11 protein-coding genes and 1 tRNA gene are annotated in these 13,102 nt (G+C 75.1%); 6 read left to right on the top strand and 6 right to left on the bottom strand.

Features of this window, described 5'->3' with window-relative positions; genetic code table 11:
• Positions 1-87: 87 nt before the first annotated feature.
• The 3 genes from V1L54_RS09490 to V1L54_RS09480 all read right to left on the bottom strand — a co-directional run bounded on the left by V1L54_RS09490 (position 88) and on the right by V1L54_RS09480 (position 2,556).
• The gene (locus tag V1L54_RS09490) at positions 88-540 is read right to left on the bottom strand and encodes a GNAT family N-acetyltransferase (protein ID WP_330117461.1); all 453 of its coding nucleotides are present in this window, start codon (positions 538-540) and stop codon (positions 88-90) included.
• Positions 541-730: 190 nt separating this feature from the next.
• Positions 731-817: transfer RNA gene (locus tag V1L54_RS09485), tRNA-Ser, on the bottom strand.
• Between the two features lie 65 nt (positions 818-882).
• Positions 883-2,556 (bottom strand): trypsin-like peptidase domain-containing protein, encoded by a 1,674-nt coding sequence (locus V1L54_RS09480; protein ID WP_330117460.1) that lies wholly within the window; start codon positions 2,554-2,556, stop codon positions 883-885.
• 82 nt (positions 2,557-2,638) lie between these two features.
• Between V1L54_RS09480 and V1L54_RS09475 the strand changes: the two genes are divergently transcribed.
• The 3 genes from V1L54_RS09475 (at position 2,639) to V1L54_RS09465 (ending at position 5,370) form a co-directional block, all read left to right on the top strand.
• A complete protein-coding gene (locus tag V1L54_RS09475) occupies positions 2,639-3,550 on the top strand; it encodes a glycerophosphodiester phosphodiesterase family protein (protein ID WP_443076557.1) in 912 nt (303 codons plus the stop codon).
• A gap of 188 nt (positions 3,551-3,738) precedes the next feature.
• Positions 3,739-4,266, top strand: a complete 528-nt coding sequence (locus V1L54_RS09470) for an ATP-binding protein (protein WP_443076568.1) — start codon at positions 3,739-3,741, stop codon at positions 4,264-4,266.
• 135 nt (positions 4,267-4,401) lie between these two features.
• Positions 4,402-5,370, top strand: a complete 969-nt coding sequence (locus V1L54_RS09465; protein WP_330117458.1) for a DUF5926 family protein — start codon at positions 4,402-4,404, stop codon at positions 5,368-5,370.
• 238 nt (positions 5,371-5,608) lie between these two features.
• Here V1L54_RS09465 and V1L54_RS09460 read toward each other — a convergent pair whose 3' ends face one another.
• Together V1L54_RS09460 and V1L54_RS09455 are read right to left on the bottom strand one after the other, a co-directional pair.
• The gene (locus V1L54_RS09460; protein WP_330117457.1) at positions 5,609-6,232 is read right to left on the bottom strand and encodes a hypothetical protein; all 624 of its coding nucleotides are present in this window, start codon (positions 6,230-6,232) and stop codon (positions 5,609-5,611) included.
• Between the two features lie 246 nt (positions 6,233-6,478).
• A complete protein-coding gene (locus tag V1L54_RS09455; RefSeq protein WP_330117456.1) occupies positions 6,479-7,162 on the bottom strand; it encodes a bifunctional DNA primase/polymerase in 684 nt (227 codons plus the stop codon).
• Between the two features lie 568 nt (positions 7,163-7,730).
• Here V1L54_RS09455 and V1L54_RS09450 point away from each other — a divergent pair.
• Both V1L54_RS09450 and V1L54_RS09445 read left to right on the top strand, forming a co-directional pair.
• Positions 7,731-9,398 carry a PP2C family protein-serine/threonine phosphatase gene (locus V1L54_RS09450; protein WP_330117455.1) on the top strand — a complete coding sequence of 556 codons (1,668 nt, stop codon included), beginning with the start codon at positions 7,731-7,733 and terminating at the stop codon, positions 9,396-9,398.
• Positions 9,399-9,499: 101 nt separating this feature from the next.
• Complete coding sequence (locus V1L54_RS09445; RefSeq protein ID WP_330117454.1) at positions 9,500-10,978, top strand: aminopeptidase P family protein; 1,479 nt, start codon at positions 9,500-9,502, stop codon at positions 10,976-10,978.
• A gap of 128 nt (positions 10,979-11,106) precedes the next feature.
• Here V1L54_RS09445 and V1L54_RS09440 read toward each other — a convergent pair whose 3' ends face one another.
• Positions 11,107-11,658: an ATP-binding protein gene (locus tag V1L54_RS09440; RefSeq protein WP_330117453.1), complete on the bottom strand. Its 552-nt coding sequence runs from the start codon at positions 11,656-11,658 to the stop codon at positions 11,107-11,109.
• Positions 11,659-11,968: 310 nt separating this feature from the next.
• Between V1L54_RS09440 and V1L54_RS09435 the strand changes: the two genes are divergently transcribed.
• Positions 11,969-12,856, top strand: coding sequence for a hypothetical protein (locus tag V1L54_RS09435; RefSeq protein WP_330117452.1), 888 nt, complete (start codon positions 11,969-11,971; stop codon positions 12,854-12,856).
• The last annotated feature ends 246 nt before the right edge of the window (positions 12,857-13,102 follow it).

The raw sequence follows: 13,102 nt of genomic DNA, 5'->3' as shown, positions 1-13,102 counted from the left end.
TCCCCGCGCGGTTCCGTCCGGACCGCCCGGCGGAACCGGGGAGACGCCCGCCCCGCGTGTCTCGCCGGGAGCCCTCGGAGCAGGTCCTCAGTCGAGCACCAGCATGATGTGCTCGTGATCGCCGTACCGGACCGTCCCGGTACGCCGGAAGCCGTGTTTCTCCAGTAGCCGCACCGAGCCGGTGTTCCCGGCGAAGGGATCGGCGTGCAGGGGGCGGGCCTCCTCCCGTTCCAGGAACAGCGCCAGCGCCCGCGTACCGACGCCCCGGCCCCAGTACCGCCTGCCGAGCCAGTACCCGATGAAGCGCCGCCCCTCGTCCCACCACGCCACCACGTTGCCCGCCAGTTCTCCGCCGACGGTGACGGCCTGCACGAAGACGGTGGGATCACCGAGCACCCTCGTCGTCCAGTGGGCCATGAAGGCCCCCCGCTCCCGGGGCGGGAAGTTCGACCGCCGCACGGCCTCGGGATCGTGCTCCTGCGCGAAGAACTCCTCCAGGTCAGCCGGTCCGACGTCTCTCAAACGCACCTGAGCACTCATACCGGCGAGCCTGCCACCGGCCACTGACGCCCCGGGAGGCCGACGGTTTCCCATCCCACCGTACGGGCGGCGCCGGGCCCCGGCCGGTCCCGGAGGAACCGGAGACCACAGGGGGAACGGCGGTCGCCGACGGGCAGCAGGGACAGCGACGGCCCCCGACCGTTTGCGCTGGTCAGGGGCCGTTGAAGTGCGGAGGCTGTGGGATTTGAACCCACGGTGACGTTGCCGCCACGACGGTTTTCAAGACCGTTCCCTTAGGCCGCTCGGGCAAGCCTCCCCACGCCGCGCGCCGGGTGGCGTGCGGCGTGGGGACAGCCTAGCCGGTACGGCCGGTGGGATGGCTCAGTCGCCCGTGCGGGAGCCCAGGGTCAGTTCGGTCTGGGCTTCCCTGCCGTCGCGCTCGTAGGTGAGCGTGACCTTCTCGCCCGGCTCGTGGGCCCAGATCTCGCTGATCAGGGTGGGGCCGCTGTCGATGACCACGCCGTCGAACTTGGTAATCACGTCGCCCGCCCGCAGGCCCGCCTTGTCGGCCGGGCCGCCCGGGGTGACCGGCTCGTCGCCGCCCTCGGCGTCCTCGATGATGCGGGCGCCGTCGTCGCTCTGCTGCTGGGTGACCACCTGGACGCCGATGACCGGGTAGACCGGCTCGCCGGTCTTGATCAGGTTGTCGCCCACCCGCTTGGCCTGGTTGATCGGGATGGCGAAGCCCAGGCCGATGCTGCCCGGGGCACCGCCCAGGCCGCCGCCGGGCGCCGACTGGATGGCGGAGTTGATGCCGACGACCGCGCCCTCGGCGTTGAGGAGCGGGCCGCCGGAGTTGCCCGGGTTGATGGAGGCGTCGGTCTGGATGGCACTCATGTAGGAGGCCTGGGCGCCCTGGCCGTCGCTGGAGGCGACCGGGCGGTTCTTGGCGCTGACGATGCCGGTGGTGACCGTGCCGGACAGGCCGTACGGGGCGCCGATCGCGATGGTGGCGTCGCCGACCTGGACCTTGTCGGAGTCGCCGAGCGGCAGCGGGGTCAGCTTGGCTCCGCCGGCGTCCTTGAGCTTGACGACCGCCACGTCGTAGCCCTGGGCGCGGCCGACGACCTCGGCGTCGTACTTCCGGCCGTCGGAGAACGTGGCGGTCAGGTCGCCCCCGTCGGCGGCGCTGGCCACCACGTGGTTGTTGGTCATGATGTGGCCCTGCTGGTCGTACACGAAGCCGGTGCCGGTGCCGCTCTCGCCGCCGCCCGCGGCCTCGATCGTCACGACGCTGGGCAGGGCCTTGGCCGCGATCCCGGCGACGGAGTCCGGGGGACGGTTGACCTGCTCCAGGGTGCCGTCGGAGGAGATGGTCGTCGAGGTGCCGCTGTTCGCGCGGTCGGCGGCCCAGAAGCCGACGCCCGCGCCGACGCCGCCCGCCAGCAGGGCGGCCGCGACGACGGCGGCGATGAGGCCGCCGAAGCGCCCCCGCTTGCGCTCCGGACCCGGGGGCGCCGGCGGGACGAGCGGGGCGCCCCAGGAGGCGGCGGTGGTGCCGGGGGTGTGGGGCGGGGGCGTGCCGCCGCCGTAGCCGTCACCGTAGCCGCCGTCCGGTGCGCCCCACGGGTTGTGGGGCTCTCCCGGGTGCGGGGCGTGGGCTCCGTGCGCCCCGGGTGCTCCGTGCGTCCCGTGGGACTGGGGGGTGTGGGGCCGGGCCGGGGCGGGGGGCGGCGGAGTCGTCGCGAACTGGGTGGTCGGCGGGTCCTGCCGCTCCTGCGGCCGGGGCTGGGACTGGTGCTGCTGGGACCGGGGGTCCGGGGAGTGCGGGGGCGGCGCGTCCGGGTCGATCTTCCGCAGGACGGCCGTCGACGGGTCATCGGCCGCCGGTGCCGGTGCGTGGGTGGGGGCCTGGAGGTCGTAGTCCTCCGGCGGGACGTCGTTCGGTGTCCTGGGCGCGGCGGCGCCGTCGGCGCCGGACCGCTCGGCCGGCGGGGGCGGCACGGGGGCGTCCGACGCGGGCCTGTCGGCTGCGCCCTCGTTCTCGGTGCTCACAGCTCTCTCCTCAGGTACACGACAGTCACACACCGCCCGGAGCGCGGTGTGATTGTTCAGGTGTATGACGCCAGCTTCCCCCATGAGGCGTCAGACCGGCGTAAGCGCACCCGTCCGGACGCCCCCGTCGGCCGCCCCGCGCGGGGCGGGGTGGCACCATAACGCGGTGAGCAATGAGACCGACCGGGTGCCGTCCGGTTCCCGGCGCCGCATCTCCGTCGTCGCCCACCGCGGGGCCTCCGAGGACGCCCCGGAGCACACCCTGGCCGCGTACCGCAGAGCCATCGAGGACGGTGCCGACGCCCTGGAGTGCGACGTGCGGCTCACCGCCGACGGCCATCTGGTCTGCGTGCACGACCGCCGCGTCAACCGTACCTCCAACGGCCGGGGCGCCGTCTCCGCGCTGGAGCTGGCCGATCTGGCCGCCCTGGACTTCGGCTCCTGGAAGGGCTGGGGCGACACCCGGGAGTCGCCGGACACCGAGAGCCGCGAGCACACCTCGGTCCTCACCCTGGAACGGCTGCTGCGGCTGGTGGAGGAGCAGGCGTCGGCGGGCCGCCGGGTGGAGCTGGCGGTGGAGACCAAGCACCCGACCCGCTGGGCGGGGCAGGTCGAGGAGGAACTGCTGCGGGTGCTCGCCCGTCACGATCCGGCCATTCCGGTACGGGTCATGAGTTTCTCGGCGCGCTCCCTGCACCGGGTGCGGGCCGCGGCGCCGTGGCTGCCCACCGTCTACCTGATGCAGTTCCTGCTGCCCCGCCACCGCGACGGGCGGCTGCCGCCGGGCGTGCCGGTCGCCGGGCCGAGCATCCGGATCCTGCGCGCCCACCCCGAGTACGTGGCGCTCGCGCACAGCATGGGCCACCAGGTGCACGTGTGGACGGTGGACGATCCGGCCGACGTGGAGCTGTGCGCGCTGCTCGGTGTGGACGCCATCATCACCAACCGGCCCCGGCGGGTGCTGGCCCAGCTCGAGGAGCTGAAGGAGCACTGAAGGAGCACTGAAGGAGCGCTGAGGAGAGCTGACGGGGGCCGGGGGAGGCGGGCGGAGCGGGGGAACGGCGGGGGGGTGGTGCCCCGGCGCACTCGGCCCGTACGGCGGCCGGAGTCGGCCGGCTTCGGCCGAGAGCCTCGTCACGGGACCGCTCCGGACGGTTTCCACGCACGGACAAAGGGGCATTCATCCCGTGGCGTGGGGTGACGAAGGAGGTCTCGGGGGTGGCGTTGGTGGTTGCACAGGAAGCGCCGACGTCGTCGACGATGGCCGTGCCCCACGGTCCGGCGGGCGTGGGCACGGCGCGGCGGCGGATGCGCGAGGAACTGCTCGGCTCCGGTATGCCGGAAGCGGTCGTCGACGACGCGGTTCTCGTTCTCTCGGAGCTGCTCAGCAACTCGTACCGGCACGCCAGGCCCATCGGCCCGGGCGAGTGCGTACGGGCGGCCTGGGGGCGTACGGGCGACGGCGGGGTGAGCGTCTCGGTCACGGACGGCGGGGGCCCGACCCGGCCGCGGCTGTCCAATCCGTCGGTGACGGCGCGGGGCGGCCGGGGTCTGTCGATCATCACCTCCCTGGCCCGCGACTGGGGTGTGCGGTACGGCGTGGTGCCCGGCTGCGTGACGGTCTGGGCGGTGGTGCCGCCGTCCGAGTCCGACGACCTCGGCTCGTCGATGAGGTTCGACGACCTGATGGACCTGGAGGACTTCGGCTGACCGCCCCGCGGGCACCCGGGGCGGTGTCTCCGGTGTTCCCGGTGTCTCAGGCGTCTTCCGCGTACGCGTGACCCTCCGGTGGTACGGGCTAGGCTCGCGCCGACAGCGTCCGTACGACCGGGAGATCCGTACGCCATGGCCAAGAAGCGCCGCCCCCAGACCAAGGCCGCCGCACCGCAGCTCACCGGCGGGGAGATCCCCGCCGTCGGGGCCCGCGAGCCCTGCCCCTGCGGATCGGGCCGCCGCTACAAGGCCTGCCACGGGCGTGCCGCGGCGCAGGCGGTGACGGAGCTCGTCCGTCGCCCGTTCGAGGGACTGCCCGGGGAGTGCGACTGGGTGGCGCTGCGCGAGCTGGTGCCCGCCGCGACCGCGCCGCTCACCCTGGGGGACGGGCTGCCCGCCGACGTCCCCTCGCTGACGCTGGCCACCGTCCTGCCCATGGCCTGGCCCGCCCTGCGCCGCGACAACGGCGCCGTCCTGCTCGGGCTGCAGAACGACACCCCCTCCGGGGACGTCAGCCGGGACCTCGCCGACGTACTGCTGCGGGCGCTCAAGGCCCGGCCGGGCAGCCCGGTGGCCGCCGAGCGCACCGCGGCCGACGCCCCCCGGCTGCAGGACCTGCTGGACCTGGACGCGCCCTTCGTGCCGGAGGTGCACGACGGATTCGAGTTCTGGGTGGAGGACGCCGGGAACCAGAGCCCGGAAGTGGCCGCCTCACTGGAACGCGCCAACTCGGCGGCCTTGCCAACCGCCCGGCTGACCGGTGTGGAGGCGGCGTACTGGTGCGAGACTCCGGAGAAGAACCATCTGCGGTGGGTCATGCCGCATTCCGAGGAGCGGCTGCTCGACGCGCTCGCCCGGCTGCACGCCGCGGGTGCCTCGTCGCTGGGCGAGGACACCAGGCTGGTCGGCTCCTTCCGGGCCCACGGGCTGGTCGTGCCGGTGTGGGACCTGCCGGGCGCGATGCGCGCGGAGGAGTGCGAGAAGCCCGCGGCGGCCTTCGCCGAACGGCTCGGCGAGGCGCTGGAGTCCACCGCCCCGCTGACCGCCGACGAGCGGCGCGCGCGCAGCGGATTCACCAATCGCCAGGTAACTCTCAACTGACAGACGAGTTTCCGGCGTCCGTTGCTACATTCCCGCCGTGACTCCTGTCACAACTCCCGTTGCGGGCGGGTGAACAGACGGCTTGAAGGGATCGGTGGAATTTGCGAACGGGCCGTTACTTGTTACCGTTCTAACTGCCCGGTCGCTGGTGCATCCCCCGTCGCCAGCGATCGGGTCTTCTCATGTCCGGGCCCGGTGCGGTGTCCCCGGCGGCCGGCCCCCGGGCGGGCGCCCCGGATCACCGCACGGTGTCGCCGCCGGTGTCGCTGCCGGACCGCAGCAGCAGCCGCTCCCCGTCCGGCGCCCCGATCTCCGCCACCGCCGCGTACGGCGGCTCCCCGTCCGCACGGGTCCCGGCCGTCCGCCGCCGTGCCGGGGTGTCGCACGCGCCCGGCCGGTCCGTCGCGGGCAGGGAGCAGGGCATGTGCACCGTCCGGCCGTCGGGACCGGTCAGGCTGAGGGCGCCGGGCAGGGGCTCGCCCGTCGTGTTGCGGTAGTACATCCGTCCCCAGGTGGCGCTGCCCCGGGTCAGGACGCAGGTCTGCGCCCGTACCCCCTCCGGTGCTGCGGCCTGGGCCCCGCAGACGGCGGTGACCTCCGACAGGCCGACGTCCGACAGCAGCTCCGGGGGGATGGCGAGGTCGGCGGAGCCGGGGGCCGCGGGTGCCCCGGGGGGCGGGGACGCCGGGGCCGCCGGGGTCGGGGAGGGGGCGGCGGTGTGCCGGAGGCCGGACGCGTACGGCGAGTCCGGGCCGGCGGTCGCGACGGCGAGTGGCAGGGCCGCGGCGAGCGCCACCGTACTGGCGAGCGCGGCCAGGCGGAGGTTGCGGAGGTTCGAGGCACGGTGCTGCGGCTCATGCATGGGCTACCCACCTGCGACTCGCCGGGGAGCGAGAGCCCTCGGCGGGCCCTCCGGGTGGGCCGAAACATACCGGGAACGGACCGGCGCCCCGGGGGACAGAGCGCCTGTTTCCCTCCAACTCCGGCGCACCGCTACCCGTACGAGTGAACGCGAGTGGGCGGGGCGGGCCCCGTCCGGCCACCGGCACCGCGGGGTGCGGTCCCGGCCGGGACGCCGGCCGGGACCGCACCCCGCGGTGCGCCGCGCTCAGTACGCCAGCCGGCTGCCGGTGTCCGGGACCTGGGCGCTCGCCCGGACCAGCACGTCCGCCAGGGACTCCATCCGCGGCAGCCACGGAGTTCCGCCGTCCCCCACAGACGGCGGCCGCTCCCAGTCCACCTGCCCGGTGCCGGTGCGCGACGGCGGCAGCGGCACATAACCGCCCTCGCCGTGGAAGCGCAGCGAACTGGGCACCCAGTCCTGGGCGTAGAGCAGCTCGCCCAGCTCCTCCAGGTCGTACGGCGCCACCAGCAGGACGAAGCGGGTCGGGGTGGCGATCACCGGGCCGGTGCGAACCCCGAGCCGGTCGAACTCCGCCAGGGCCCGCTCGCCCGCGGCCGCCGGCAGGCTGAGCGCGCAGGGCGCGCGGCCCCCGGTGGCCAGCAGGATGGGCGCGTCGGGGCGGCCGGTCCACCACCAGCGCACCATGCGGGCGTCGGTGGTGGCCGCCAGCAGCCCGGGGTCGAAGGGGTGCGCGCCGGGCACGGCGCAGTCGGGCCGCGGACAGGAGCAGCGCCCCCGTGACTGCCCGGACTGGCGTGCGGTCAGGCGCCTGGACTCCCGCGGTGCCACCCCGGGCAGTACCGGCCACCCCCAGCGTGTGGCGCAGACGAGCGCCGCGTCGCGCAGCGCCCAGCGGGTCATGCGTCGCCTTCCGAGGATCTCGCGCATCAGCGCTCGTTCCTTTCCGTAACGCCAAAGATCAACAAGGACCTATCCGGACCGGTCAGCCGATGGCGGCTGACCGACCCCCCTCACACCTGTACATCTGTGGATCCCACGTGATCGCACACACGCTGCCGGGCGCTGCGGCACCGCGATGTCCCCCCGCGGCCCCGGGCCTTCCATGGACCGGGCGTGGAACACGGAGAGCGGCGCGCCCCGCGGCTGCGCCCGTGCTGTCCGTACTGCCTCGTGCCCGCGCGGCGTCCCGCTGCCGATCCTGCTCTGATCTCGGTCGCCGCGTACGAGGACACGCCCCGGTTCCGTCCCGTGAGACGTGCGGGCCCGCCGCCAGGTTCCGACGCGGCCCGACCACCCGATCCCTCTTGCCGTACGTACTCACGTACCCACAACAGTCGTGATGACGCGCTGCCGTGTCAGACGCCAGTCGACCGCGCACCACCGAGCACAGCGTATGTTTTCGGCCAAGTTCCCGACACCCCCCGGAAACGTCTCATTCCCTCCTCGCCGCGGGCGGCGGAACCGTTCTCCGGGACACCTGCGGCCCGCTGGGACAATGCTGGACATCTCACCATCAGGGCGTGTACACCTGGAGACATTGATGGCGGAGCAGCACGACATGGGGGTTCGCGATGCTGTCGAGCATGCCGGACCGCGCCGGGAACCACCGCCCGTGAACGCCCGACGCCCGCCGAAACTGGCCGGAATCAACTCCCCGACACCGCCTCCCCAGCACACTGGTCCGCCCTCCGCCGCGTCCCGCGGGCAGTCCGCACCGGCCCGCCCGCGTCCCGCCGGGGACCTCCCGGACGGCCCCGGGCCGGATCCGCTGCGGGGCCCGGGCCCGGCCCGGCCCGTCGAGCACCTCGCCGCCGTCCAGGACCGGCTCGCCGGCTGGCTCTCCGACCTCACCACCCTCCACGGGCTCACCGAACGCCTGCTGCGCACGGCCACCCTGGAGAGCGCGGTGCACGAGGTGCTCCGCACCGGGGCCGCCCTCGCCGGCGCCCGGCGCGGGCTGCTCTCGCTGGCCCCGGCGGATCCGGCGGAGCACCCCGGTCCGCCCGCCGGACGGCCCCGCGGAGTCGGTCCCGGCACCACCGTCGGGCTCGGTCTGGGCGTGGCGGACCTCGGTCAGATCGAGACCGTGCCGCGCGGTCCCGGCCCCTTCGCGCTGCTGTCGCCCGAACCGTTGGAGCCCGCCGCCGGGGACGGCCCCGCCGGCCCCCGGGAGGTCGTCCTCCCCCACATCGGCCGGGACACCCGCCTCGGCCCGCGCCACCGCGAGGTCGCCGCCCGGCTCGGCTGTGCCGCGAGTTACGCGGTGGCCCTGGAGACCGGCACCGCCGGACAGGTGGGCGCGGCCGTCTGGTTCTACGACGAGCCCGCCCGGCCGACCGAGCGCCGCCGCCATCTGCTGCGGCTGTACGCGCGGCAGGCCGCCGAGCACCTCGCCCGCCAACTCGACCTGGCCCGCGCCCGGGACGCCCTGGACACCGTGCGCGAGGGGCTGCTGCCCGGCCGGCTGCCCCGGGTGCCGGGGGCGCGGCTGGCGGCCCGGCACCGCACCGGACCGTGCGGCGGCGGTGACTGGTACGACGCGCTGCCGCTGCCCGACGGAGGACTCGCCCTGTCCGTGGGCACGGTCACCGGCTCCGGTCCGGACGCGACGGCCGTGACGGGACGGCTGCGCGCGGCGCTGCGGGCGTACGCGGTGCTGGAGGGCGAGGACCCGGTCGCCGTCCTGTCCGACCTGGAGGTGCTGCTGCGGCTGACCGAGCCCGCCCGCGCGGCGACCGTGCTGTTCGGGTACGCCGAGCCGGCCGCTTCCGGGTCCGCCGCCGCGGCCGGGGGCGCCCGGATCGTGCTGGCCGGGGCGGGGCACTGCCCGCCGCTGGTCGTCGGGCCGCGGCGCACCGAGTTCGCCGAGACCGCGCTGTCCGCGCCGCTGGGGATGCTCACCTGCTGGGAGGCGCCCAGCGTCGAGCTGGAGCTGGCCGCCGGGGAGACGCTCCTCCTCTACAGCGACGGGTTGCTGCGCCGCACCGGTGAACCCCTCGACCGGGCCGTCGACCTGCTCCGGTCGGCCGCCGAGCACGCCGCGCCCGCCGTCCGCGACGACCCCGGCGCGCTGGCCGACCATCTGCTGCGCGCCCTCGCTCCCGGCGGCACCGGGGAAACCGGGGCCGCCGAGGACGCCGTGCTGCTCGTGGCGCGGTTCTGAGTCCGCCCGGCCCGTTCGCGGCCCCGGCCGGCGGCCCGCGCGGACCTACGATGGAGGAGGCCCGCACCAGGCCCACACCACCAGCAGGAGGAGGCAGCGACGTGGCTGACCAGCAGACGCCGGAGACCCCGGACGAGCACACGGACGAGCACGCGGACGAGCAGCCGATCAAGCAGCGCAAGAACGGCCTGTACCCGGGCGTCTCCGACGAGCTCGCCGAGAACATGCGGACCGGCTGGGCCGACACCGAACTGCGCGACCTGACCCCGGTCCCCCAGGCCGCCCGTACCGCCGAGCGGCGCGCGCGGCTCTCCGCCCGCTTCCCCGGCGAGCGGCTGGTGATCCCGGCGGGCAACCTCAAGACCCGCTCGAACGACACCGAGTACCCGTTCCGCGCCTCCGTGGAGTACGCCTACCTCACCGGCAACCAGACCGAGGACGGCGTCCTGGTCATGGAGCCGCGCGACGGCGGCGGCCACGACGCGGTGCTGTACCTGCTGCCCCGCTCCGACCGCGAGAACGGCGAGTTCTGGCTCGACGGCCAGGGCGAGCTGTGGGTGGGCCGCCGGCACAGCCTGGCCGAGGCCGAGCGGCTCTACGGCCTGCCCTGCGCGGACGTGCGCACCGTCGCCGACACGCTGCGCGAGGCCCGCGGCGACGTCCGGACGGTCCGCGGGTACGACGCGGGCGTCGAGGCGGCCCTGCGCGACAAGACCACCGCCGAGCGCGACGAGGCGCTGCGCGTCTTCCTCTCCGAGATGCGCCTGGTCAAGGACGACTTCGAGATCGGCGAGCTGCAGAAGGCCGTCGACTCCACGGTGCGCGGCTTCGAGGACGTCGTACGCGAGCTGGACCGGGCCGAGGCCACCTCCGAGCGGTACATAGAGGGCACCTTCTTCCGGCGCGCCCGGGTGGAGGGCAACGACATCGGCTACGGCTCCATCTGCGCGGCCGGGCCGCACGCCACCACCCTGCACTGGGTGCGCAACGACGGCCCGGTCCGCTCCGGCGAGCTGCTCCTGCTGGACGCGGGCGTGGAGACCCACACCCTCTACACCGCCGACGTCACCCGCACCCTGCCCGTCGGCGGCCGCTTCACCGACCTCCAGCGGAAGATCTACGACGCCGTCTACGAGGCGCAGGAGGCGGGCATCGCGGCGGTGAAGCCGGGCGCGAAGTACCTGGACTTCCACCACGCCGCCCAGCGGGTCCTCACCGAGCGGCTGGTGGCGTGGGGCCTGGTCGAGGGCCCGGTGGAGCGGGTGCTGGAGCTGGGTCTCCAGCGCCGCTGGACGCTGCACGGCACCGGCCACATGCTCGGCATGGACGTCCACGACTGCGCCGTCGCGCGCCGCGAGACGTACGCCGAGGGGACGCTGGAGCCGGGCATGTGCCTGACCGTCGAGCCGGGCCTGTACTTCCAGCCCGACGACCTGACGGTGCCCGAGGAGTACCGGGGCATCGGGGTGCGCATCGAGGACGACATCCTCGTCACCGAGGACGGCAACCGGAACCTCTCCGCCGCGCTGCCGCGCCGCTCGGACGAGGTCGAGGAGTGGATGGCCCGGCTGCGCGGCTGACCCGCGCACCGGGTGTCGCGTACCGCGTACCGCGGGGAGGGCGGTCCCGGACGGGACCGCCCTCCCCCCGTCCGCCCGGCCGGAGCCGGGGACGGGTACGGACACACGGACACGGACACGGACACGGGTCAGGACGCCTTCAGCAGCGCGTCCTCCCGCCACTTGAGGAGCTTGTCGAAGCAGACCACGGCGCCGTCGCCCGGCCCGTTGCGGAAGTCGACGTGGTCCGCGAGCGCCTCGATCAGGAACAGCCCCCGGCCGTGCTCGCCGGCGTGGGGCACCTCCTGGAGGCCGGCGTCGGCGAGCAGCGGGCCGAACGCCATGGCCGGTACGGCGTCCTCCGCCGTACCGAGCGGGTCCGTCGTGCGGGACACGCCGCCGTGTCCGTCCTCGTGCGCCGTACCGTCCCCGAAGCCCGGCCCGTGATCGACCACCTCGATGCGGCACATGTCGTCATCGATGTACGCCGTCACGTGGTACTCCCCGGCGCCCGACCGCCCGGACTCCCCGGGACCGCCGTGCTCCACCGCGTTCGCACAGGCTTCCGAGAGCGCTACCGAAAGGTCGTAGGAGACGTCGGGGTCGACGCCCGCCGCCTCCATCGCGCCGAGCAGTAGCCGCCGGGCGAGCGGAACGCTCGCGGCCTCACGCCGCAAGTGGAGAGACCACCAGATGCTCATGCTCAGCCTCCTGGCTGCGGCTCGACATACGCATACGTATTGCCAGGGTCGGCGCCGGTAAGCCGTCCCGGGCTTCCTACCCCTCATTCGGCGGAGAGGAGGAGTGCCGCGAGGTACGGAAAACGCGTGAGAAGGAATGATCAGCGCATACCGCCCGGAGTCGACGGATGTGGACACCGGTCGGCGGGAGCCGTGGGAGCACGGAGCGGGTGCGGGAACAGGCACGGGAACGGCCCGCCGTGGCCGGGATTATCGGTTTTCCACAACGCCCTGCCGCCCGCGGCGGCGCGGGTGAGATGATGGCCGGGCCATGAGAGCCCCCGTCGCGCGTGCCGCCGCCGACCTGCGACTGCTGCGGGCCGCGGTGTTCACCGCGGTCTGCGTCACCCTGTCCGCGGCCGGGCACGTGTTCGCCGCCGGGCAGGGCCTGCCGCTGTGGACGGTCGGCGCGGGCTGTGTGGCCGTCCTCGCCGTGGCCGTGCCGCTGGCCGGGCGCGAGCGCTCCCTGCCGGGCATCGCCGCCCTGCTGGCGGCCGGGCAGTTCGCGCTGCACTTCCTCTTCTCCTGCGGGCAGAGCGGACCGGCCGCCCGGAGCGTCCCGGCGGCCGGCGACCGGCCGGCTCTGCTGGAGCTGGCCGGCCGGCTGCTGTGCGACGACCGGGCCACGGCCACCCTGAGCGAGGCCGAGGCCCGCCGGGTCGTCGGCGAGGCCGGACTCTCCCTGTCCGCCCTCCCGGGAGCGGCCCACCCCGGCGCCCCCGGGCACGCGGACCACGCCGTCCCGGCCGGTACGCTCGCCGCCGACACCCCGGCCGAGTGTCTCCAGGCCGCCGTGCGCACCGCGCTGTCCCTGCTCTCCGTGCCCATGCTGCTCGGCCATCTGCTCGCCGCGCTCGTCATGGGCTGGCTGCTGCGCCGCGGCGACGAAGCGCTGTGGCGGCTGGTCCGGCTGTACGCGCGGCAGGCCGCAGCGGGCGGCGCGCTGGCCGGCGCGCTGCTCGTCCGGGCGCTGCGCACCGCACTGCGCTGGGTGCGCGCGCTGAGCCGCGGGCTGCTGCCCGCCGGGCCCCTGCCGCGGTCCGCGCCCCGCACCGACCGCGGCGCCGATCCCGTACCGCCCCGCTCCCTGCCGCCGGGGCACCCGGTGGTCCGGCGCGGGCCGCCGCGCGCCGCGGACGGCCTCGCCCTCGCGGCCTGACGCGCACGCCCCCCACTTCCGTACCCCACGGGTGAGGTGCGCGCCGGTGCCGCGCGCACACCGAATCCGCGCCCGCCCGGCCCGGGGCCCGGCCTGTCCGGCCGGCACCGACCGGTCGTCCCGTCGTCGGGTCGTTCCCGCCCGGCCGCCGCCGTCCGGCCGCCGTGCCGGGTTCCGCCCCGCCGTGCCGGGAGGCGCCCCCCACCCGTGTCAGAGGAGTGTCACCACCATGCAGCCCACCCCCCG

It is taken from the genome of Streptomyces rubellus (assembly GCF_036323805.1).
GTDB lineage: Bacteria > Actinomycetota > Actinomycetes > Streptomycetales > Streptomycetaceae > Streptomyces.
This window is presented reverse-complemented; position numbering and strand designations above follow the sequence as displayed.

What these genes read in the sequence shown, in the direction of transcription:
- V1L54_RS09490 (WP_330117461.1), bottom strand. Translation starts at nt 540, where the DNA reads ATGAGTGCTCAGGTGCGTTTGAGAGACGTCGGACCGGCTGACCTGGAG.
- V1L54_RS09460 (WP_330117457.1), bottom strand. Translation starts at nt 6,232, where the DNA reads ATGCATGAGCCGCAGCACCGTGCCTCGAACCTCCGCAACCTCCGCCTG.
- V1L54_RS09455 (WP_330117456.1), bottom strand. Translation starts at nt 7,162, where the DNA reads ATGCGCGAGATCCTCGGAAGGCGACGCATGACCCGCTGGGCGCTGCGC.
- V1L54_RS09475 (WP_443076557.1), top strand. Translation starts at nt 2,639, where the DNA reads ATGAGGCGTCAGACCGGCGTAAGCGCACCCGTCCGGACGCCCCCGTCG.
- V1L54_RS09450 (WP_330117455.1), top strand. Translation starts at nt 7,731, where the DNA reads ATGCTGGACATCTCACCATCAGGGCGTGTACACCTGGAGACATTGATG.
- V1L54_RS09465 (WP_330117458.1), top strand. Translation starts at nt 4,402, where the DNA reads ATGGCCAAGAAGCGCCGCCCCCAGACCAAGGCCGCCGCACCGCAGCTC.
- V1L54_RS09440 (WP_330117453.1), bottom strand. Translation starts at nt 11,658, where the DNA reads ATGAGCATCTGGTGGTCTCTCCACTTGCGGCGTGAGGCCGCGAGCGTT.
- V1L54_RS09435 (WP_330117452.1), top strand. Translation starts at nt 11,969, where the DNA reads ATGAGAGCCCCCGTCGCGCGTGCCGCCGCCGACCTGCGACTGCTGCGG.